This window comes from Methylobacterium terricola (genome assembly GCF_006151805.1).
Classification (GTDB): Bacteria; Pseudomonadota; Alphaproteobacteria; order Rhizobiales; family Beijerinckiaceae; genus Methylobacterium; species Methylobacterium terricola.
Window position 1 is genome coordinate 167,169 of sequence record NZ_VDDA01000009.1, and the last position, 20,883, is coordinate 188,051.

Consider the following 20,883-nt stretch of genomic DNA (forward strand, 5'->3'; position numbering starts at 1 on the left):
TCGTTCGAAGACAATGCGGAACATCAAAGACCTAGAGCAGCGCCCGATTGCCGCGCGATCGGGCGCTGCTCTAGATGAGGAGGGCGAGGCGCGTGCCGCAGGGGCGGGCGCCTCGACGGCCCCGCGGTCGGGAGCGATGGGATACGATGCGGACATGACCTCGCGTGAGCAGTTGCAGGCGCTGATCCGGGCCGAGATCGACCGGCAGCGACCCGTCGCGGTGGCCCGTCGCACCCTCGAGCTGCTGGTGGAATCCGCGACCCGCCGCCACGACGCGCCCCCGGGCTACCAGGTGGTCGATCGCGACGGGCGCCCGCGCACCCGGATGGTCGCCGGCGAGGCGCTGCCGCTCACCCTGGGCGACCTCGTCGACGAGCTGCGGCGCCAGCATCCGACCCTGTTCCAGCCTCCCGCCGCGCCCGCGGCCCCGGCCGAGGCGCCGCGGGACTGGATCGTGGTGCAGCCGGCGACCTCGCCGGCTCCATCGCCGGCCCCCGCCCCCCGGCCCGATCGGCTCGCGCGCCTGCGGGACGCCCTCGGCACCCTGCCGGAGCGCCTGCGCCTGCCGCGGCGGGAGCCGGCGGCCCCCTCCGTCGCGGCGATGCCGGCCCCCCCGCCGCCCGCCGGCGAAGGGCTGAAGCCCGGCCTCGCCCGGCCCCGGCCGCTGCCCGGCGGCGGCCTGCCGCGCCGCCCGCTCTACGCCGCCCTCGGGACACTGGCCGTGCTGGGTCTCGCTTACGCGACCTTGCGCGGCGGCGAGCCCACCCGCGAGGCGGCGGTCGCGCAGGCGCCCGCCCCGGGCGCCGACCGGTCGGCCGGCAAGCCCGCGGAGGCGGGACAGCTCGAGCGCCGGACGGCCGAGACGAGACCCGCGGAGGCCAGGACCGCGCCCGCGAGGCCCGCCGAGGGAAGGCGCGAGCCGGTCGAGACCGGGGCCCTGGTACCGGAGGCGGCCGGCCCCGTCGCCGGCGTCGCCGAGGTGCTCGACACTGCGACCCTGCGGCTCGGCGGCCGGACCCTGCGCCTCTACGGCGTCGAGGCCGCAAAGGGCGCGCAGGCCGGCGACCTGACCGGCTACCTCGCCGGCCGGCCGGTGAACTGCCAGCCCAATCCGGGCCGCACCGCCTGGATCTGCACCGTCGATGGTCACGACCTCTCCGAGGTGGTGCTCTACAACGGCGGCGGCCGCGCGACGCCCGAGGCGACGCCGGACCTCGTCGAGGCCGAGCGCCACGCCCGCGCCGGCAAGCTCGGGATCTGGGCGAAGCCGTAACTCACCGCAGGCCCGGCGCGCCGAGGAGCGCCACGAGGGCACCCTGCCGCCCGGTGCCGGTCTTGGCGAACACCGCCTTGATGTGGCTGCGCGCGGTCTCCACCGCGATGCCGAGGGTGTCGGCGGCCTCGTCGAGCGCGGCACCGCCGGCCAGGATCGCGGCGAGCCGCGCCTCCGCCGTGGTGAGGCCGAAGACCTGGGCCAGCAGGGCCGGATCGGGCCGCCGCTCGGCCTCCAGATCGGTGACGAGGAGGAGCGCGCTGGCCCCCAGGAACGGCGAGCGCGCGGCCTCGATCACCGGCAGGACGCGCAGGATCAGGGGACGGCGCTCGCGCCGCGGCACCAGGATCGGGCCGGACCAGCGCGGCGGCGACGCCTCGGCGAGGCCGGCCACCTCCTCCCGCGCCCGCGGGTCGGCGATCCGCAAGGTGCCGTCGACGACCCGGAAGCCGGTCTCGAACAGGGCCTCCGCCCGCGCATTGGCGCCGATCACCCGGCCGGCCGCGTCGAGGGCCAGCGCCGCCTGGGCGACCTGTTCGAGCCCGCCCAGGGCGCCGTCGAGGGCGGCGCGGCCGAGGGCCTGCGACAGGGCGGCGGCCCGGCCGATCCGCGGCATCAGGCCGGCGAGGGGCTGGACCTGCGCCGCCTCGAACGGGCCGTTCCGCGTCCGGCGCTGCACCGACACCGCCCAGTGCTCGGGCCCGGCCTGGAACCCCGCGACCGCGAACCAGTGATAGCCGTGCGGCCGCAGCAGCTCGGCGTAGAACGGGGCGCGGGCCATCTCCTCGGTGCTCAGGATGTCGTAGTCGGTGACGACCTCGCCGCGCATCACCCGCGGCACGGCGCGGGTGCGCAGGTCGTTCACGTGCCAGCCGTGCCGGAAATAGTCGGCCACCAGATCGTCGACCTCGGGCGTGCACGGCACGCCGGGCGTCCGGCGGTGGCTCTGCAGCAGCATCGCCCCGTCGCCGCCGATGAGGGCCGAGACGGGCTCCAGCACCGCGCCCCAGCGCGACGGATCGAAGACCGCTTCGCCGAGACGGTCGTCGAGGCGCCGGAGCAGGTCGTCGGTCGGGCCCATGGCGGCACGGCTCTCCGGGTGATCCAACGGGACTTTAGGTCATGGATCGCCGATTGCCGCCGGTTCTTTGGCCCGATCGACAGGAATTCTGTCCGGGCCGGTGGCGGGGGCGGGCTTGTGCCTCTCGTGCCGCCCCCGCCCCCTCGCGTCAGCCGAACGCCCCGACCTCGTGCTGGATCATGCCGCTGATCTCGCGCACGAGGTCGAACAGGCGGCGGATCGGCGCGATCAGCGTGCGGTGCTCGGCCTCGTAGGTGCCGACGCCGCGGGGGCCCGCCGGCTCGCCGAAATTGAGGCCCAGCGTCGGGTCCGGCGTCACCGGGAAGATGTCGTCGAGGAGCTTCAGGCAGCTCTCGATGTCGAGGCGCAGGATGCGCTCGATCAGGGCCTCGCGGGTGATGCCGTTCTGCGGCCGGAAGCCCGGGATGTGCACCGCCAGGAACCAGATCCGGTGGATCAGCGCCAGGCGCAGCGCGTGCAGAAGCGCGAGCCGCGGCGTCATCGCGGGCAGGTCGGGAGCGATGCCGTGCAGCATCAGGTGGTCGTGGGTCAGCCGGCCGAACAGGCGGCGCAGGTGCGGCGCCAGGTTGAGCCGGTCGAGGGCGACGGCGACCGCGACGATCTCCTCGCGCCGCCCGTCCCGGGTGGCGCGCCGCGCCCGCTCCAGCCAGACCGAGGGGTCGAGGGTGTCGATATAGGCGCGCAGCACGTCGAGGTCGCCGACGGCGGTCGCCTCCTGCACCAGCCGGAAGGCGCGGGCGAAGCGCTCGGAGCGTTCGCGCATCTCGACGAACAGGTCCGGCGCGCGGCCCGCCGCCCGCCCGACCCCGTGCAGGGAATTGGCCAGGAAGCCGAGCTGCTGCAGGATCGCGTTGTTGGGAATCGCCCGCATCTGGCGCGGATGGGTGATCGTGACGGGCCCGCCGCCGTCGGATTGCCGCGCCACCGGGCGCGAGCCGGTGCGGTCGATCAGGTTCGGCCCGAAGGTGCCGAGCAAGGCCGCGTAGCCCGGATCGTTGACGAGCGTCTCCATGTCCTGGCGCACGCCGGTGAAGAACTCGGTGGCGAAATCGGCCTCGGCGTAGATCGGGTCGGGCGCGGGCTGGAGCCGGCTGTAGACGTGCTCGCCGATGCGCGCGACGGTGGCCTCGGCCAGCACCTTCGTGCCGAACATCAGGTAGCCGTCGCTGCCCTGGAAGCTGGATTCGAGGCTGGTGCGGATGCCGGCCTCGCGGTTGCGCCGCCGGGCGTGGTCGGGCGCGAGGTAGGCCAGGCGGTCGGCGAGGCTGGTCGGGTGCGCGCCCCGCCCGATCGATTCGCCGTGGGTGTCGAAGATCACCAGCTCGATGTCGGTGAGGTCGTGCGCCGCCATCAATTCGGTGATGCGGAAGCGCAGGCGCTCGATCCAGAAGGTCGCGGCGAGCTGGCCGACATAGCGCCCGGAATCCGAGTAGCCGAACTGCACCACCAGGCGCCCGATGCGCTTGAGGTAGGCCCGCCACTGGGGCGAGCGCAGCGCGTCCTCGATCACGTGGATGCCCTGTTCGAGGGCGGAGGCCGTCTCGAACAGTGGCGTGATCTCGACCTTGTCGCCGATGCCGAAATGCTGCGCCAGCCAGAGCGCGGCGAGCAGGGTGTAGCCGGTCTCGGTCTCGGCGATCAGGAAGCGGACCGGGTGGGTGCCGTCGACGTGCTTGAGGATCTGGGCGATCGTCATCATCAACCGGGCGGCCGAGGCCCGCTCGGCGGCGAGCGCCCCGAAATCCACCGGCACCGCCGCGACCGCGTCGAGGAGCGCGTTGATCGAGGCGAGGTGCGAGCGGCGCTGGGCCGGATCGGTCGGGTCGCCGTCCTGGTCGAGTTCGCGGCGCACCGCGTTGTGGACCTGGCTGGCGTTGAGCCGGAAATGCGGCAGGCCGTTCTGGAGCCCGTGCGCGGCGACGCCGGCCCGCAGGACGCAGAGCCCGAGCCGCGCCGCGTCGTCGGCGGCCCCCTCCACCGCCCGGTCGAGGAGGGCGAGGAGCGGGCCGGCCTCGGTCTGGGCCCGGTCGCGCTCGATGATCAGCGCCAGCGCGAAGCGGTGCACCGCCTCGAGGCTCGGCTGCTCGCCGAGCTTCGGCGCCACCGCGAGCTGGCGCAGGACGGCCGCCTTCGCCTCCTCGGCGAGCCGGCGCGCCGGGTCCGCGGCGGGATCGTCGGGGAGCTGCGCCAGCACCCGGTCGAACTGGGTGCGCTTCGATTCGAGCCGGTAGCGCAGGGTGTCCCACCAGCCGATATCGGTGCGCCCGTCGGTGTCGCAGCCGACCCAGGAGGCCAGCACCACCGGCATCGGGACGAGCTCGCTCCAGCGATCGGGCCAGCGCTCCCGGGCGGCGAGCAGGATCGCCTCGTTCAGCCCGTCGAGGGCGGCGCGGCCGTGCTGGACCGCGTGCCGGGCCTGGTCGAACTCGTCGTTGAGGGTGATGACCGGGTCGGCCCGGGCGGAGAGTGCCGCCGCTTCCGCGATCGGGGCGTGACGTGCCGCCGGATCGGGCTCGGACGCGGCCTCGGCGAGCAGGCGCGCCACCGCCTTCGGCATGCCGAAGGTCGGGTGGGCGGTGAACACCGCGGCGAAGCGGGTGCGCTCGACCCGAGGGCGGGCGGTCTCGAACGCGGTCTCCGGGTCGCCGAGGGCGGCGGCCGCCACGGCCTCGGTCGCCTCCCGCGAATCGTCGTCCGATCCGAGGCCGAGATAGGCCCTGAGCCGCGCCGCCCGGGCCTCCAGCGCCTCGGCCCGCAGGCGCACGAACAGGCCGTTCAGGTCGTCCTCGCCGATGTCGCCGCGGTCGAAGCGGCGGCTGATCGCCAGCGCCACGGTCAGGACCGGGTTGCGGAACGGATCCTGGCTCGCCTGGTTGCGGGCCTCCTCGACCAGCCCGAGCAGGTCCGCCTCGAGGCTTTCGGGGGTGGCGTACGCGTCCGGGCCCTGATTGCCGGAGCCTTGGTTGCCGGAGCCTTGAAGCCTGTCCATCGGGTCGCTTCGTCCTGTGGCCGGATCCCCGTCCGGATCGCGCGGCGCGCGGTCTCGCGCCTTGAGGCCGGTGACGCAAGGAGCGTTCCGCGGCCCGGCCACGCTCTATCCCGGTCGCCCCGGCGTGGCGAGGCTCCGCCTGCGGCCCCGGCGACACGGGCCGGCCCGGAAATACGGCGTCCCGCCCGCATCCAATGGTTAAGATTTCGTCAATGCGCCATCATGCGGTCCGGGAGACGATGACGGCCGGATGTCGATTCGAGGAGGAACGCGCCATGATGTCGATCGGAGCCGCCCTGAGCGCGGCCACCACCCTCGTCGGCCATGCCCTGCCCGCCGGACGGGCCGGGGAGCGCACGCCGCCGCGGACGACCCGGGAGGCCGGGGCCGAGGAGGTCCGCGAGACGACGCGGGAGGATGCGACGCTCCTCGTCGCCATCGAGGCGGGCCTGCGCGAGGCGGGCTACCTGTCGAACCGGCCGTGACGAGGCGGCCCTGGCGAACCGGCACGGGATCCCGGGCGATCTCTTCCGCCAGGATCGCGTGAGCCCCGGCGCGACCGCATGCGGCATCGGCGCTGCACGACCGGACACGGCGCCGGAAATGCTCTAAGGCTGGCATCACGATGGAGATGATCGTGATTCTGGCTGCCGTGGCAGCCCTGGTCTTTGCAGGTTTGGTGCTCGTGTTCGGGTATGGCCGCGCGCGTCCGACCCTGCGGCTTCCGCACGAGCAGGAACTGGAGGAGCGGGGCGACGAGCTGTTCCGCGACTTCGACCAGGACCTCGCCGGGGTGCTGGAGCAGGCGGCGCGGGAGCCGGAGGCGCCCCACGCCTTTCCGGAGCGGCTGGCGGTGCCCGATGCGCCCCGTCCCCGGCCGCAGGGCCGCCTGACCATCGATCACGATCCGGCGGAACCCGGCCTGGCTCCCGGCCGGTCCGGGGCCGGCCGCGACGGAGAATCCCGGTGACGCGTCACGCCGTGCTGGCCGCCCTCCTGCTGGCGGCGCTTCCGGCTTTCCCGGCCCAGGCTGTCCCCGATCAAGCGGCGCCCGAGAAGGTGGCTCTCGACGAGGCGGTGCCGGCCTGTCCGGCGCCGCGGGCCCCGGAATTCGCCGGGGGCAAGGGGTTCGCCCTCTTCGTCACCCGGCAGGGGACCATGACCGTGAGCAATCCGCTGCGGCCGCTCTCGCCCGAGACCGTGCAGGTGCTGCAGGTGGTGATCCGCAGCAAGCTCGCCACCGCCTACGGCGCCGACCTGTCGGGCCTTCGCCGCGGCCCCTCGCCGGCGGCCCTGGAGGCGCAGAACGGCGCGACCATCCAGTGGGCCGGCAGTCCGGAACACCTGCCGCCGACCCTGCGCATCCTGGCCGATGACGGCGGGCAGGTCCTGGCCGAGCTGACGTTCAAGGCCTGCGGCGATCCCCCGAAGGTGGCGGAGCCGAAGCCGCCGAAACCCGCCCCCGTCGCCCGCAAGGCCGGTCCGAAGGCGGCCAAGGCCGATCCGTCGAAGGCCGATCCGGCCCAGGATGGGGCCAAGGCCGATCCGGCCCGGGCGGAGGCGGCCGACCCCGCCGCCACGGTGCCGGCACAGCGGGCGCCCCGGCCCCGGCGCGAGAAGGCGGCGGCGCCCGAGAGCGGACCGGCCCGGACGCCGGGCGGCCTCATGCTGCCGCAGGGTGCGATTCCCTGACCGCCTGACGAACCACCTCGGCCGTCGCGGCGTTTGCGTGAGCCCGACGGCCCGCCCCTCATTCCCCCGATTATCGGAGACGCTCGACGATGTACGATTCCTGGCTGCGCCTCGGCCTCGACACCGTTCGCCTCGGACTGGAGGCGCAGACGGTCGTCGCCCTGCGGCTGGCCAAGCTCTCGCTCGGCGGCACCGCAGCCCAGATCGAGGCGGAGCGCATGGTGACCGAGAAGATGGAGGCCGCCGCGGAGGCCGCGATGACGCTCGCCAGCGGCGGCACGGCCGAGCGGGTGGTGCGGGATTACCGTCGGAAGGTGCGGGCCAACGCCGTGCGCCTCAGCCGCAGCTGAGGCGGTGCCAGGCGTCACGCAAGAGGAGACCGCTCCAGGGCTGTGACCCGATCGCCGTCACTGGGTGGGAGGCATCCGGGGACGATCGCTCGGCCCCCGTCACCCGGCCACCGTCACTTGCGGGCGGCCATCATGTCGTGGGTCAGCACCGTCAGCTTGCCGATCAGGCTGGTAATGTCGCCGTGGGTGCAGGACCATTGCGTGCCGATCGCCCCGCCATCGGAGGAGACCGAGACCACCGCGATCGAGCGCAGCTTGCCCTCGCGGGCCAGGCGCAACTGCTCCTGCAGCACGTCGATCATCGAGGCGGTGTTCTCGTCGACCGGCGCCGCGGCCACGGCCTGCGGGAAGGCGACGATGCGGTGGGTGTCGGCGGCGGTTTCGCTCATGGGACTCTACGAACGCTTGCGGGGAATCGAAGGGGTGGAACGGTCGAGCCGTGCCACGAGAGTGGCGAGGTCCGCCGGCAGCGTCTCGGCCAGGCAGCCATCGAACGCGGCATGCAGGCCCGGCGCCAGAACGGCGTCGAGGGGGCTCGTGCCCGCCGCGGACCGGACGGCCTGCGGCAGGATGGCGGGAGCCGGCCCGCCGGGTCGATCGTGCATCGCCCGTGGTGACATCATCGCAGCCTCGCGCTTCAGGAGCCGCCCTCGTTCTCAAAACTGCCTATTCGGGCGCGGATCACAATCCCTGCTCTGTGGCCGAGCTTTCACTTCGAAACCTGATGTTGTCGGGCAGCAACACCGCGCCGAGCGCCGGGAACCCGTCCGGGAGGACCGGTCGCGGCGGCCGCCGGCCGTCATGGAGGGCCGTCATGGGGCCGTCCGGCCGTGCCGGACGGAACTGCGAATTACAGAAAATTTCACAGTAATAACTCGAAATGCGGACCTGTTCCGAACGTATATAACTTTTGATAGAACAATCACCAGTAGAAATGTGTTAGCGCAACCGCGGTGTGACGTGGCGGGGCGCCTTGGCCGAGTTTCTCATCCGCAAGCTTGAGCATTTCACGAGCCTGTCCGGCGAGGACAGGCAGGCGCTCGAACACGCGTCCCGGCAGCGTACGCGCCGGATCCGCTCGCGGGACGACATCGTCCATGAGGGCGACCTGCCGCAAGGGGTGAACCTGATCCTCGAGGGCTGGGCCTGCCGCTACAAGACCCTCGAGGATGGCCGCCGCCAGATCATCGCCTATCTCCTGCCCGGCGACCTGTGCGACCACAACGTCTCGATCCTGCGCGAGATGGATCACTCGATCGGCACCGTGACCGCCGTGACGCTGGCGGAGATCCCGACCGAGACCATGCGCCAGCTTACCGCCGGCCATGCCCGGCTGTCGCAGGCCCTGTGCTGGGAGGCCCTGGTGGCGGCGGCGATCCAGCGCGAGTGGACGGTGAATATCGGCCAGCGCACCGCCTTCGAGCGCCTCGGTCACCTGCTCTGCGAACTCTACGTGCGGCTGCGCGCGGTCGGGCTCACCCAGGGCAATGCCTGCGAGCTGCCGCTCACCCAGGCCGAGATCGCCGATACGATCGGGCTGTCGGTGGTGCATGTGAACCGCACGTTGCAGGAGCTGCGCAGCGTCGGGTTGATCTCGCTCCGCGGCCGCGAGCTCACCATACACCGCCTCGAGGCCTTGCAGAGGGCGGTGCAGTTCAACCCGAACTACCTGCATCTGTGCCGGGAAGGGCGGCATCTGGATTCCAATGAGGCCTGAGGCCGACCCGTTCGAGACCGACGACCCGGCAGGCGACGAGCCCGATTTCCGCGGGATGGTCGAGACGATCCCGCACTTGGTCTGGCAATCGAGCCCGCGCGGCGACTGGATCTGGGCCAGCCGGCAATGGGCCGCCTTCACCGGCCAGAGCCCTGCGCGCAGCCGCGGCTGCGGCTGGCTCGACGCGGTGCATCCGGAGGATCGCGCGCGCACGCGCGAGGCCTGGCGGATGGCCTCGCGCCGCGGCCACGTCGTCATCGAGCACCGCTTGGCCCGGCACGCGGCGGACGGGCCGGCGGGCGACCCCTATCGCTGGTTCTCCACCCGGGCGATGCCCCGGCGCGACGGTGACGGCCGGCCGGAGACCTGGTTCGGCACCTCGACCGACATCCACGACCTGTACCTGATGCGCGAGGCACAGGTGCATCTGCTTCAGGAATTGCAGCGCCGGGGACGCAACAACCTCGCGGTGGTCCGCGGCATCGTACGCCGTGTCGCCGCGACCGCGGCCAGCGCCGAGGAGGCGGCGGCCTATGTCGACGACCGCCTTGCCGCGATGGCGCGGATCCAGACCAAGGTCTCGCGCGACGAGCCGCTGACCGGGGTCGCCCTCGACGTCCTGATCCGGGACGAGCTCTCCGCCCACGCCCTGCCGGAGCCGAGCGAGCTGTCCGGCCCGCCGGTGCGGCTGCCGGTCGAGGTGGCGGAGAAGCTCGGCCTCGCCCTGCACGAGCTGGTCCGGGGCGCCGTGCTCAACGGCCACGACCGGATCGCCGTGACCTGGAGCGCGACGGCGACCCAGCTGGCCCTGACCTGGCGCGAGCGGGCACGGCCGGGCAGGGGCCGCACCGGTGACGGGGCCCTGCGCGGCGAGATCCTGGAGCGGATGCTCGCCTACGACCTGCGGGCCGCGACCAGTATCTCCGAGACCGAGCGCGACCGCGCCTTCGTCATCGTGCTGCCGCTGCCGCGCTGAGCCACGACGGCGGGATGTTTCACGTGGAAACGCCCGGCGATGCGCCGACGTCAGATTTCGTCAAGCATGACCGAGCCCGGAGGGCTCCCGATTTCGCAACCCAGTCCAAGCTCATCCGTGGATTGACGCCGGCCGGACCGGCTTGCGACAGACGGGGGGACGCCCGCCTTCCGGGCCCCCTCTCTTCGAGCCTCCTGCTCTTCCATGTCTCATGCTTCCGCCGCGCCGTTCACCCGCGCCGGCATACTCAGGGGCATTCGGCTCAGCCTGCCGCTCTGGCCCAGCATCGCGGTGTTCGGCGCTGCGTTCGGGGCCGCTGCGGCGCAAAGGGGCGTGAGCCTGGCGGAAGCCGCCGGTGCCAGCGCGCTGGTCTATGCCGGCTCGGCCCAGATGGTCACCCTGGAGGTCTGGGGCCAGCCCTGGACGGTGAGCGCGCTGCTCGCCGCCATGACGGTGACCGGGCTCATCAACGCCCGCATGATCCTGATGGGTGCGACGATCCAGCCCTGGATGCGCGGCGCACCGCTCTGGCGTACGGCGATGACGCTGTTCGTCCTCGTCGATGCGAGCTGGCTCATCGGCGTGCGCCACCGCTCGGAGGGCGGCCGCGACCTCGGGGTCCTGTTCGGCGCCGGCATCGGCCTGTGGCCGCTCTGGGTCGCCTCGACGGTGGCCGGCCACCTCGCCGGCGCCCTGGTCACCCAGCCCCGGGTCTACGCCCTCGACATGATCCTGCCGGTGTTCTTCGCCGCCATGCTGGCTCCGCTCTGGCGCGGGGTGCGGCCGGCCCTGCCCTGGCTCGCCTCCGGCCTGGTGGCGCTCCTGGTGCAGCGGCTGGTGCCGGGCTACGCCTTCATCGCGGCGGGCGCGGTGGCGGGCCTCGTCACCGGCCTGCTCGTCGACGATGGGGCGCCGCGGTGATCGACGCCGTTCTCGCCGGCCCCGCCGGCCCGTGGATCGCCATCCTGGCGCTCGCCCTCGTCACCTATCTCTGCCGCGCCTCGGGCGTGGTGCTGATGAGCCGGGTGCGGCTCACGCCGCGGGTCGAGCGGGGCTTGCGCGCCCTGCCGGGCTCGATCGTGGTGGCGACGGCGCTCCCCACCGGCCTTTCCGCCGGCCTGCCGGGCCTGCTCGGCCTCGTGACGGCGGCCGGCGTGATGGCGCTGACCCGGTTCGAGCTGGCGGCGGTGCTGGCGGGGCTGGGAGTCGTGGCGGTAGGGCGGGCGCTGGGGCTGTAGCGCCACGCGCATCGCGGGACGAGGTTGCGGGCCGGACAAGGCGAACGTTCGAACCGGGCCGAGCCGGTTCCACCCTCACCGCAACCGCTGCCGGATCCGATATCCGAGCCCGTCGCGCACGTCGCGATAGGCGTCCAGGCGCTGCTCGCGCGAGCCCTGCGACACCGTCGGGTCGGGAGTCGGCCAGTACTCGACGTCCGCCGCCACCGTGCGGGTGAGTTCCAGGGCGGCGTGATGGGCCTCCGGCGAGAGCGAGACGATCAGGTCGAAGTTCAGCCCCTCCCACTCCTCCAATTCCTCCAGGGTGCGGGGGCGGTGGCGCGAGGCATCGATGCCGACTTCGTCGAGGGCCGAGACCATGAACGGGTCGGTCGGCTCGCCGCTGCGCACGCCGGCGGACTGCACGTAGACCGACTTGCCGAAATAATGCCGCGCCAGCGCCTCGGCGCAGGCCGAGCGCACGGCGTTGAAGTTGCAGACGAACAGCACCGACTGCACCCGCCGCCCCGGTCTGGACGGGTCGGGCTTCGCAGGATCCGTCGTGGCGAGATCCGTCTTGGCAGGATCCGCCTTGGACGAATCGGCCCCGGCCGGGGCCGCGCTGTCCGGAAGGGGGCTTCCGGACACCGGATCAGCCCTTCCAGTGAAGGGCGAAGATCAGGGTGAACAGCCGGCGGGCCGTGTTGTGGTCGATCTCGACCTTGCCCTCCAGGCGCTGGCGCAGCAGCTCGGAGGCCTCGTTGTGGACCCCGCGCCGGCCCATGTCGATCGCCTCGATCTGGCTCGGCGAGGCGGTCCGGATCGCCTTGAAGTAGCTGTCGCAGATCATCTCGTAGTCGCGGATCACGCCGCGGAACGGCGTCAGCGACAGGAGATGGGTCATCACCGGCTGGCCGTCGGCCGTCGCGATGGCGAAGGACAGCTTGTTCTCGACGAGGCCGAGCCCGAGCGCGTAGGGGCCGCCGTCGTGGTTGGCGACGCGAAAGTGGTTCGATTCCAGGATGTCGTAGATCGCGATGGCGCGCTCGTGCTCCTGGTCCGGGTTGCCGCGCCCGATCGATTCCTCGTCGAGCGTCACCGCCGCCAGGCGCTGTCGCGGATCGGGAGCCTCGCTCGCCATCGGATCTCCTCTCCCCAGGTCGTCTCGCGGGTTGTCAAAGGACGTGCACCAGAGGCGAGCGCGGCCCCGCGCGCAAGCCCGACGTAGGGTGACCCGGACCGGTTAAAGGTTCAGGCGGATCGCCACCGAGCGGGCGTGGCCGTCGAGCCCTTCCGAGCGGCCGAGCGCCACCGCGGCGGGGCCGAGGGCCCGCAACGCCTCGGGCGTGCAGGACAGGAGCGAGGTCCGCTTCATGAAGTCGAGCACGCCGAGGCCGGAGGAGAACCGGGCCGAGCGCGCGGTCGGCAGGACGTGGTTGGGGCCGCCGACATAGTCGCCGATCGCCTCCGGCGTGTGGGCGCCGAGAAAGATCGCGCCGGCATTGCGCACCCGCGCCGCCAGCGCCTCGGCATCGTGGGACTCGATCTCCAGGTGCTCGGGCGCGAGCCGGTCGACGAGCGGAATCGCGTCGCCGAGGCGCTCGACCCGCACGATCGCGCCGTAATCGCGCCAGCTGGCGGTGGCGATCGCGGCCCGCTTCAGGGTCTTGAGCTGGCCCTCGACCGCCGCCGCCACCGCATCGGCGAGGGCGTCGCTGTCGGTGACCAGGATCGCCTGGGCGGCCGTGTCGTGCTCGGCCTGGGCCAGCAGGTCGGCGGCGACCCATTCGGGATTGGCGGAGGCATCGGCGAGGATCAGCACCTCGGAGGGGCCGGCGATCATGTCGATGCCGACCTGGCCGAACACCCGGCGCTTCGCCGCCGCCACGTAGGCGTTGCCCGGGCCGACGATCTTGGCGACCGGCCGGATCGTCGCCGTGCCGTAGGCTAACGCCGCCACGGCCTGGGCGCCGCCGACGCGAAACACCTCGTCGACGCCCGCGAGCTTCGCGGCGGCCAGCACCAGGGGATTGGTGACGCCGTCCGGCGTCGGCACCACCATGGCGATGCGCGGCACGCCCGCGACCTTGGCCGGGACCGCGTTCATCAGCACCGACGAGGGATAGCTCGCGGTGCCGCCCGGCACGTAGAGGCCGACCGATTCGAGGGCGGTCCAACGCCAGCCGAGGGTGACGCCGAGCGCGTCGGTCTCGCGGTGATCGGCCGGCACTTGGGCGCGGTGGTAGGTCTCGATCCGCGCGCGCGCGAGCGCCAGGGCGTCGAGGGCCTCGGCCGAGCAGGCGGCGGTCGCGGCGTCGATCTCGTCCGCGGAGACCCGGATGGTCTCCGGTGCAAGGTCGAGCCGGTCGAAGCGCGCCGTGTAGTCGATCAGCGCCGCGTCGCCCCGCGCGACCACCTCCCCGATGATGTCGCGCACCGCGACGTCGACATCCTCCGCCACCTCGCGCTTGACCGAGAGCAGACGGGTGAACTGCGCCTCGAAGTCGGGGTCGCGGGAATCGAGGCGCTGCATGCGGGATCCGGTCTCGTGGTCGGCGGGCTGTCGGTCCGCCGACTGCCAAAAATTTCAGGCCGCGTCGAGGGGGGCGTGGAGCGGCTTGCTGTCGGCCTTCCAGACGGGGCCGAGATCCTTCATCGCCGCCTCGATGCATTCGAGCTCGAGCCGGATCGCGCCGCCGCCGGAGAAGACCAGGGTGGCGGTGCCGGACGGCGCCTCGCCGGGCTCGAAGGTGATGGCGAGGAGTTCCAGCGGCGCGTCGGGCTCGTCGCGCGAGAGGTTGCGGCAGCGCACGGCGAGCACCCGCTCGAAGTGAAGGCCGGTCAGCCGGCGGCGCGGCGGGGCGCCGTCCGGGCATTCCCAGTCGAAGCGCCGCGCCACGAGGGCGAAGCGGCGCTCCCGGGGCAGGTAGGCGAGGTCTCCGGTCCGCAGGACCGCATCCTGAAGGTGGGTCGAGATGACCGCGAGATCGTCGGCGTCGAGGGCAGCGAGCTTCAGGAGCTCCATCTCCGCGTCCTTCACTGTCGGCGTCCCTGTGCTGGGGGGCCGGCCGTGAGGGCGGCGCGGCCCGTTCTGTCGGAATGATACCAAGGGTAGGTAGCGATGCCCCCCGCCGACGACAACCGCCGGCCGGCGACCGGCATGCGCCCGTGGCTCTTCACCATGTCCGGCTGTCGCTACGGCACCGAATCGCCTCAGCCGGCGTTCATGTCCGATCGCCTAGCGTGGCCATCAGACACGCCCGGTTCGACCCGGGCCCTTTACAGTCGATCGACGGAGAGTTTCGTGAAGACCGTGATGACCGCGGCCCTGGCCGCCCTGACCCTCGGCCTCGGCGTCGCGCCCGCCTTCGCGCAATACGGCTACGACGAGGATTACCGTCCGCGCCGCCGCTACGAGGAGCGCTACGACTACGACCGGCCGCGCTACCGCGACGAGTACGAGCGCCCGCGCTACCGCGGCGAGTATGGCGGCGGCCGCATCGGCCGGATCTGCGTCACCGCCCGCGGCAATTGCCCGACCCGGCCGGCACCGCTCAACACCTCCTGCGGCTGCGAGGTCCCGGGCTTCGGCTTCAAGCGCGGCGCCATCGGCTACTGACGGCGCGAGCCGGCCTGGCGGCGATGTCGCCAGGCCTCAATCCCAGATGTCCGCGTTCAGGATCTCGTGCGCCAGCGCCCGGCTCGGCTCGCGGTGCAGTCCCGGGCCGGACAGCACGAACTCGACATCGGCGAGGCGCGGCAGGTCGGGATGGGCCAGTTCCTGCAGGCCGTCCGGGATCAGGCTGCGGGGCTGGGCCATCACGCCGACGCCGGCGAGCGCGGCGGCGCGCAGGCCGCTGAGGCTGGCGCAGGTGCAGGTGACCCGGAACGCCCGGCCCTCCTGCGCGAGCGCGGCGAGCGCGATCGCCCGGGTGATGCTGGGGGCGGGAAAGCTCGCCAGCGCCACCGGCTCGCCCCGTTCGGGCAGGGCGGTGGGGAGACCGACCCAGACCAGCCGGTCGCGCCGCACCAGCATCCCTTGGGTCTCGCCGACATGGCGCTTGCCGAGCACGAGGTCGAGCTCGCCGCGGGACAGCGCGTCGTTGAGGAAGCCGGTCAGCGCGACGCTCAATTCGAGATCGACCGACGGGTAGGCTTCGCGGAAATCGCGCAGCACCTCCGACAGCCGGCTCTGCACGAAATCCTCCGAGGCGCCGAACCGCACCTTGCCTCGCACCGGGCCGCCGGCGAGCGTCCGCTCCAGCCGCTCATGCGCGTCGAGCACCGTGCGGGCGAAGCCCAGGACCGTCTCCCCCTCCGGGGTCAGCGCCACCGAATGGGTGTCCCGCGCGATCAGCCGGCGCCCGAGCTGCGCTTCGAGCCGCTGGACGTGCTGGCTCACCGTCGACTGGCCGAGGCCGAGCTGCTCGGCCGCCCGGCTGAAGCTGCGGCTGCGCACCACCGCCGCCAGGGTGCGCAGCAGCACGGGATCGATCAGGCGGGTCATGGCGGCTCTCCGCATCCTGCATGAGCAGCACTGAGGTTATCGCAGATCACGATAACTGTAATCCTCGTGTCCTGCGTACCCTTCCCGGCCCCGGCCGCTTAGGGTGAGGCGCACACCTCCCCGATCGCGATTGCGGACCTTCATGTTCTCCCGATTCCGCCCCGACACCTTCACGCTGATGATCGTCGGCGCCCTGATCCTCGGCAGCGTCCTGCCGGTGCAGGACCGGGCGGCCGAATGGCTCGGCCTGTTCGCCAACGGCATGATCGCCCTGCTGTTCTTCCTGCACGGGGCGCGCATCGACCGGCAGACGGCACTCGCCGGCCTGGTCCACTGGCGCCTGCACCTCGTGGTGTTCGCCTCGACCTTCGTGCTGTTCCCGATCCTCGGCCTCGCCGCCGGCCTGCTCAGCCCGACCCTGCTGACCCCGGCCCTCGCCGCCGGCGTGCTGTTCCTCTGCGTCCTGCCCTCGACGGTGCAATCCTCGATCGCCTTCACGTCGGTGGCGGGCGGCAACGTGCCGGCGGCGATCTGCTCGGCCTCGGCCTCGAACATCCTCGGGATGTTCATCACCCCGCTCCTCGTCGCGGTGCTGCTGAACTCGCAAGGCGGCCACCACGAGTTCGACTGGGGGGCGGTGGCGAAGATCATGGCGCAGCTGCTCCTGCCCTTCATCGTCGGGCAGATGCTGCAGCCGCGCCTCGGCCCGTGGCTGACCCGGCACAAGCCGCTGACCATGGTGGTCGATCGCGGCTCGATCCTGCTCATCGTCTACATCGCCTTCAGCCACGCGGTGGCGACGGGCCTGTGGTCGCGCACGCCGCTGCCGGCGCTCGCCACCATGCTGGTCGTCGACCTCGTCCTGCTCGCCCTGGTCCTGTCGATCACGACCGCGGCCAGCCGCCTCCTCGGCTTCTCGAAGGAGGACGAGATCACCATCGTGTTCTGCGGCTCGAAGAAGAGCCTGGCCTCCGGCGTGCCGATGGCGAACGTGATTTTCGCCGGCCAGGATGTCGGCGGCATCCTGCTGCCGCTGATGCTGTTCCACCAGGTCCAGCTCATGGCCTGCGCCGCGCTCGCCCGCCGCTACGCCGAGCGGACGCTGGCGGTGCTGGCCGCCGAGGAGGGCCCGGCCCGGGCCGGCGTGGCGCCGGCGGAGGCGAAGCTCGCGGCGCGTTGACCAGGCTCGCGGCGCGTTGATCCGGCTCGCGGCGCGTTGACGAAGAATTCACGTCGTCGCGTCATTCTCCACGTCGAGCCAAGTTGCGTACCGGCTCTCTTGAGTATCCGGCCCCGTCGTGCGTTCCGCGACGGGGCCGTGCTATTTTCGGTCGGTCCGCTCGCTCGACGCGACGATCCTCCACCGCGTCAGGCCGGAGCCGCGCAGCGGAGCCCGGCATCCAGGACCGCTAAGTGTTCAGGATCGAGCGGCGAGCGGTCCGCCTTGTTCGTCAATGCCGGCCTGTCTGGATCCCGGGCTCCGCTGCGCGGCCCCGGCCTGACGATGGCGGATGGGAAGCGCCGTCGCGGGTCGCCGGCAGGGTCTCCTTTAGGATTTCATTCACCCTGTCGCTTCAGCCGGCGCATACCCTTTCCCCAATAATCTCCCGGGTGCCGTCACCCGAGGAGGCGCCCGATGACCACGTTCGTCCTGCCGCGCCGCGATCTCGCGGGCATGCCGTTCCTGCATCTCCTGCGCGGCGTCGGCCTCGTCCTGATGGCGGCGTTCATCTTCTTCGCCTGCTTCGCCTTCTCGGACACCTCGCCCTACGACATCGTGGCGATCCCCACGATCGTGCTGTGGGTCCTGCTCGGCGTGCGGCTGTACCGGGGCGCGGTGCCGCTCGTGATGGTGCTGCTCGTCTATGTCGGTGCCACGGTGGTGGCCCTGATGCCCTATCTCGACGAGGAGCTGCCGCCGGTCTGGACCCTGCAGCTGTGCTACCTCGCCGTCACCGGCATCTTCTTCACCATGTTCTTCTCCGACGAGTCCGACCGCCGGGTCGAGCTCGCCCTCAAGGTCTACACCGCCAGCGCGCTGTTCTGCAGCGCCCTCGGCATCGGCGGCTATCTCGGGCTGATCGGCAACGAGGACCTGTTCAGCAAGTACGGCCGTGCGTCGGGCACCTTCCAGGACCCGAACGTGTTCGGCTCGTTCCTGACGCTCGGCGCCTTCTACCTGCTGCACGACCTGCTCACCGGCCGGGCCCGGCGCCCGCTCCTGTCGGGCCTCGGCCTCGCGATCCTGCTCGCCGGCGTGTTCCTGTCGTTCTCCCGCGGCTCCTGGGGCGGCACCGTGCTGATGGGCGCCCTGATGGTGGTGATGCTCTACCGCGCCAGCGCCCCGGCCCTGCGCCGCCGCATCATCCTGCTCGCCGGCCTCACGGCGGGGTTCGGGGCGGTGGCGCTCGTCGGCCTCCTCTCGGTCGGCGAGGTCCACGAGACCTTCGCCAAGCGCGCCGCGGTCACGCAGGATTACGACGAGGGCGAGACCGGGCGCTTCGGCAACCAGCTGCGCGGCATCGGCATGCTGATCGAGGATCCGCTCGGCATGGGCCCCCTGCGCTGGCGCCGCGTCTTCAACCTCGAGCCGCACAATTCCTTCATCGGCGCCTTCTCCAACGGCGGCTGGGTCGCCGGCGTCGCCTTCGTGTTCCTGGTGCTGATGACGACCTGGGTCGGTTTCCGGCTGATGAGCCAGGACACGCCGTATCGCCGCCACGCCCAGATCGTGGTGCCGGCGCTCCTGATGTTCTTCCTCCAGGCGATGCAGATCGACATGGAGAAGTGGCGCCACGTCTACATGATGCTCGGCATCGTGTGGGGGCTCGAGGCGGCGCGGATGCGCTGGCTGGCGTCCGGGCGGGAGTGAGGGCATCGGTTTGCAGGCGCCGGCAAATGGGCTAGAGCCCGGCGCACGCCGCGCCCGCCCCTCGGCCCAGCCCATCCCGGCGATGGGCGCCCGGGGCCGCGCCGCCCGAACGCTTCTTGCGAGACCCGATGTCCAAGCCCGCGAAGGCCGCGAAGGCCGCCACCCTCAAGCCCCGCCTGCCGCGCGGCCTCGTCGACCGCGGGCCGGCCGAGATCGCCGCCACCCACCGGATGCTGGAGAAGATCCGCGAGAGCTTCGAGCTCTACGGCTTCGAGGCGGTCGAGACCCCGTTCATCGAGTACACCGAGGCGCTCGGCAAGTTCCTGCCCGACCTCGACCGGCCGAACGAGGGCGTGTTCTCGTTCCAGGACGACGACGAATCCTGGCTGTCGCTGCGCTACGACCTGACGGCGCCGCTCGCCCGCTACGTCGCCGAGCATTTCGACGCGCTGCCGAAGCCCTATCGCAGCTACCGCGCGGGCTACGTCTTCCGCAACGAGAAGCCGGGCCCGGGCCGCTTCCGCCAGTTCATGCAGTTCGACGCCGACATCGTCGGGGCGCCGACCGTCGCGGCGGATGCCGAGATCTGCATGATGGCCGCCGACACCCTGGAGCGGGTCGGCATCGGCCGCGGCGACTACGTGGTGAAGGTGAACAACCGCAAGGTCCTCGACGGCGTGATGGAGGCGATCGGCCTCGGCGGCGACGACCAGGCCGGGCGGCGCCTCACCGTGCTGCGGGCGATCGACAAGCTCGACCGGCTCGGGCCGGACGGCGTGCGCCTGCTGCTCGGCCCCGGCCGCAAGGACGAGAGCGGCGACTTCACCAAGGGCGCCGGCCTCGCCGACGAGGCGATCGAGCGCATCCTGCGCTACGTCGCGTTCCAGGCGAGCCCCACCGAGGGCGGCGACCGCCTCGCCTTCTGGGAGAGCTTCTTCGGCGGCTGGGGCGAGGTCGTCGGCGCGTCCGAGACCGGGCGCCAGGGCATCGCCGAGCTGCACGCGATCATGAAGCTGTGCGAGGCGGCGGGCTACGGCCACGACCGGGTCCGGGCCGATCCGTCCGTGGTGCGCGGCCTCGAATACTATACCGGCCCGGTCTTCGAGGCCGAGCTGACCTTCCCGGTCGTCAACGAGGACGGCCAGACCGTGCGCTTCGGCTCGGTGGCCGGCGGCGGGCGCTATGACGGCCTCGTCGGCCGCTTCCGCTCCGAGCCGGTGCCGGCGACCGGATTCTCGGTCGGCGTCTCGCGCCTGTTTTCCGCCCTCCAGGTCGTCGGCAGCCCGATCGTGTCGGGCCAGGCCGCCCCCGGGCCGGTGGTGGTGCTGGTGCTCGACCGCGAGGAGACCGCCGCCTACCAGGCCCTCGTCGCCGCCTTGCGCCAGGCCGGCATCCGCTCCGAGCTCTATCTCGGCGCCTCCGGCATGAAGGCGCAGATGAAGTATGCCGATCGCCGCGGCTCGCCCTGCGTGGTCATCCAGGGCAGCGACGAGCGGGCGAGGGCTGAGGTCCAGATCAAGGACCTGATCGAGGGCGCGAAGGCCGCCGAGGCGATCGCCAGCAACGCCGAGTGGAAATCCGCCCGGCCGGCCCAGTTCTCGGTGCCGGTGGACGAGATGGTCGCCCGGGTGCGCGAGGTGCTGGCGCGGCATTACGGCGGGTGAGGGCGCGCGCCCTCCGCGGGCGGGCGAGGCCGGAATGCAGCCCCCGGCATCGCCAGGGCGGCGCGGCGCTCGCGCGAGCACGATCCGGCTGGTCTCGCGCCTGCTTCCTCTGAGGCGCAGCCGGTGAAGCCGAGACCGGTTCGTCGCGGACGAGGCGGTCACATCGAGGATCAAGAGCAGCCCCCGGTCGCCACACGACCGGGGGCTGCTCTCGTATGATACCCTCGCGCCTTGGCATCGACACGGCGATACGAAGGCGTCCGGCGCATCGGCGCCGACGCCCGTTCGGGATTGCCTTGCGCCGTCGAACGAGTTCGTTCGAAGGCGCTGCGGTAGAGAACCCCGGCGCGCCGACCCGGTCCGCTGCCGGGGGCGCGGAGCCGGTGCGAAGGATGCGTCCGGCCCGCCGTCGGCACGATCGAGCGCGGGACGCCCCCGGTCGTCGCCGGCGCTGAGCAACCGGGCTTCTTCACGATCGCCTTGCGAACGCCAAGACCGCCTTGGGTTGCAGGAGACCGCTTCTA

At 72.3% G+C, this 20,883-nt stretch carries 22 protein-coding genes; 13 read left to right on the forward strand and 9 right to left on the reverse strand.

Annotation, left to right across the window (positions count from 1 at the left end; all coding sequences use genetic code 11):
• Window positions 1-154 precede the first annotated feature (154 nt).
• Window positions 155-1,273, forward strand: coding sequence for a thermonuclease family protein (locus FF100_RS20000; RefSeq protein ID WP_139037469.1), 1,119 nt, complete (start codon window positions 155-157; stop codon window positions 1,271-1,273).
• Window position 1,274: 1 nt separating this feature from the next.
• Here FF100_RS20000 and FF100_RS20005 read toward each other — a convergent pair whose 3' ends face one another.
• Both FF100_RS20005 and FF100_RS20010 read right to left on the reverse strand, forming a co-directional pair.
• Window positions 1,275-2,354, reverse strand: coding sequence for a helix-turn-helix transcriptional regulator (locus FF100_RS20005; protein WP_139037471.1), 1,080 nt, complete (start codon window positions 2,352-2,354; stop codon window positions 1,275-1,277).
• A gap of 148 nt (window positions 2,355-2,502) precedes the next feature.
• Entirely contained in the window at window positions 2,503-5,364 is a 2,862-nt protein-coding gene (locus FF100_RS20010; protein ID WP_139037473.1) for a phosphoenolpyruvate carboxylase, read from the reverse strand.
• 275 nt (window positions 5,365-5,639) lie between these two features.
• Between FF100_RS20010 and FF100_RS20015 the strand changes: the two genes are divergently transcribed.
• From FF100_RS20015 to FF100_RS20030, 4 genes are all read left to right on the forward strand, one after another.
• A complete protein-coding gene (locus tag FF100_RS20015) occupies window positions 5,640-5,849 on the forward strand; it encodes a hypothetical protein (RefSeq protein WP_139037474.1) in 210 nt (69 codons plus the stop codon).
• 146 nt (window positions 5,850-5,995) lie between these two features.
• Complete coding sequence (locus tag FF100_RS20020; protein ID WP_425463326.1) at window positions 5,996-6,334, forward strand: hypothetical protein; 339 nt, start codon at window positions 5,996-5,998, stop codon at window positions 6,332-6,334.
• Window positions 6,331-7,056, forward strand: a complete 726-nt coding sequence (locus tag FF100_RS20025) for a hypothetical protein (RefSeq protein ID WP_139037478.1) — start codon at window positions 6,331-6,333, stop codon at window positions 7,054-7,056. The genes FF100_RS20020 and FF100_RS20025 overlap by 4 nt, the downstream gene beginning before the upstream one ends.
• A gap of 89 nt (window positions 7,057-7,145) precedes the next feature.
• Window positions 7,146-7,406 (forward strand): hypothetical protein, encoded by a 261-nt coding sequence (locus tag FF100_RS20030; protein ID WP_139037480.1) that lies wholly within the window; start codon window positions 7,146-7,148, stop codon window positions 7,404-7,406.
• A 113-nt stretch (window positions 7,407-7,519) separates the two neighbouring features.
• On the opposite strand, the gene FF100_RS20035 is transcribed toward FF100_RS20030, so the two are convergent.
• Together FF100_RS20035 and FF100_RS20040 are read right to left on the reverse strand one after the other, a co-directional pair.
• Window positions 7,520-7,795 (reverse strand): hypothetical protein, encoded by a 276-nt coding sequence (locus FF100_RS20035; RefSeq protein ID WP_139037482.1) that lies wholly within the window; start codon window positions 7,793-7,795, stop codon window positions 7,520-7,522.
• A 6-nt stretch (window positions 7,796-7,801) separates the two neighbouring features.
• The gene (locus FF100_RS20040) at window positions 7,802-8,029 is read right to left on the reverse strand and encodes a hypothetical protein (protein ID WP_139037484.1); all 228 of its coding nucleotides are present in this window, start codon (window positions 8,027-8,029) and stop codon (window positions 7,802-7,804) included.
• Window positions 8,030-8,379: 350 nt separating this feature from the next.
• On the opposite strand from FF100_RS20040, the gene FF100_RS20045 reads away from it, so the two are divergent.
• The 4 genes from FF100_RS20045 to FF100_RS20060 all read left to right on the forward strand — a co-directional run bounded on the left by FF100_RS20045 (window position 8,380) and on the right by FF100_RS20060 (window position 11,337).
• A complete protein-coding gene (locus FF100_RS20045; RefSeq protein ID WP_139037485.1) occupies window positions 8,380-9,123 on the forward strand; it encodes a Crp/Fnr family transcriptional regulator in 744 nt (247 codons plus the stop codon).
• Window positions 9,113-10,099 carry a PAS domain-containing protein gene (locus FF100_RS20050; protein WP_139037487.1) on the forward strand — a complete coding sequence of 329 codons (987 nt, stop codon included), beginning with the start codon at window positions 9,113-9,115 and terminating at the stop codon, window positions 10,097-10,099. The genes FF100_RS20045 and FF100_RS20050 overlap by 11 nt, the downstream gene beginning before the upstream one ends.
• 204 nt (window positions 10,100-10,303) lie before the next feature.
• Window positions 10,304-11,020 (forward strand): AzlC family ABC transporter permease, encoded by a 717-nt coding sequence (locus FF100_RS20055; protein WP_139037489.1) that lies wholly within the window; start codon window positions 10,304-10,306, stop codon window positions 11,018-11,020.
• Window positions 11,017-11,337, forward strand: coding sequence for an AzlD family protein (locus FF100_RS20060; RefSeq protein WP_139037490.1), 321 nt, complete (start codon window positions 11,017-11,019; stop codon window positions 11,335-11,337). Before FF100_RS20055 ends, FF100_RS20060 begins: the two co-directional genes overlap by 4 nt.
• 75 nt (window positions 11,338-11,412) lie before the next feature.
• Here FF100_RS20060 and FF100_RS20065 read toward each other — a convergent pair whose 3' ends face one another.
• From FF100_RS20065 to FF100_RS20080, 4 genes are all read right to left on the reverse strand, one after another.
• Window positions 11,413-11,835 carry an arsenate-mycothiol transferase ArsC gene (locus tag FF100_RS20065; protein WP_139037564.1) on the reverse strand — a complete coding sequence of 141 codons (423 nt, stop codon included), beginning with the start codon at window positions 11,833-11,835 and terminating at the stop codon, window positions 11,413-11,415.
• Window positions 11,836-11,968: 133 nt separating this feature from the next.
• Window positions 11,969-12,457, reverse strand: a complete 489-nt coding sequence (locus tag FF100_RS20070) for a UPF0262 family protein (protein WP_139037492.1) — start codon at window positions 12,455-12,457, stop codon at window positions 11,969-11,971.
• A gap of 102 nt (window positions 12,458-12,559) precedes the next feature.
• On the reverse strand, window positions 12,560-13,849 hold the full coding sequence (hisD, locus tag FF100_RS20075; protein WP_139037494.1) for a histidinol dehydrogenase: 1,290 nt from the start codon (window positions 13,847-13,849) through the stop codon (window positions 12,560-12,562).
• A gap of 54 nt (window positions 13,850-13,903) precedes the next feature.
• Window positions 13,904-14,341 carry a DUF2948 family protein gene (locus FF100_RS20080; protein ID WP_171070261.1) on the reverse strand — a complete coding sequence of 146 codons (438 nt, stop codon included), beginning with the start codon at window positions 14,339-14,341 and terminating at the stop codon, window positions 13,904-13,906.
• A gap of 279 nt (window positions 14,342-14,620) precedes the next feature.
• Between FF100_RS20080 and FF100_RS20085 the strand changes: the two genes are divergently transcribed.
• On the forward strand, window positions 14,621-14,935 hold the full coding sequence (locus FF100_RS20085; protein WP_246102180.1) for a hypothetical protein: 315 nt from the start codon (window positions 14,621-14,623) through the stop codon (window positions 14,933-14,935).
• A gap of 36 nt (window positions 14,936-14,971) precedes the next feature.
• Here the strand turns inward: FF100_RS20085 and FF100_RS20090 are convergent, their stop codons facing one another.
• Window positions 14,972-15,823 (reverse strand): LysR substrate-binding domain-containing protein, encoded by an 852-nt coding sequence (locus FF100_RS20090; protein ID WP_139037498.1) that lies wholly within the window; start codon window positions 15,821-15,823, stop codon window positions 14,972-14,974.
• 142 nt (window positions 15,824-15,965) lie between these two features.
• On the opposite strand from FF100_RS20090, the gene FF100_RS20095 reads away from it, so the two are divergent.
• From FF100_RS20095 to hisS, 3 genes are all read left to right on the forward strand, one after another.
• Complete coding sequence (locus FF100_RS20095; RefSeq protein ID WP_139037500.1) at window positions 15,966-17,003, forward strand: bile acid:sodium symporter family protein; 1,038 nt, start codon at window positions 15,966-15,968, stop codon at window positions 17,001-17,003.
• A 456-nt stretch (window positions 17,004-17,459) separates the two neighbouring features.
• Complete coding sequence (locus FF100_RS20100) at window positions 17,460-18,695, forward strand: O-antigen ligase family protein (RefSeq protein WP_139037502.1); 1,236 nt, start codon at window positions 17,460-17,462, stop codon at window positions 18,693-18,695.
• 128 nt (window positions 18,696-18,823) lie between these two features.
• Entirely contained in the window at window positions 18,824-20,359 is a 1,536-nt protein-coding gene (gene hisS, locus FF100_RS20105; protein ID WP_139037504.1) for a histidine--tRNA ligase, read from the forward strand.
• The last annotated feature ends 524 nt before the right edge of the window (window positions 20,360-20,883 follow it).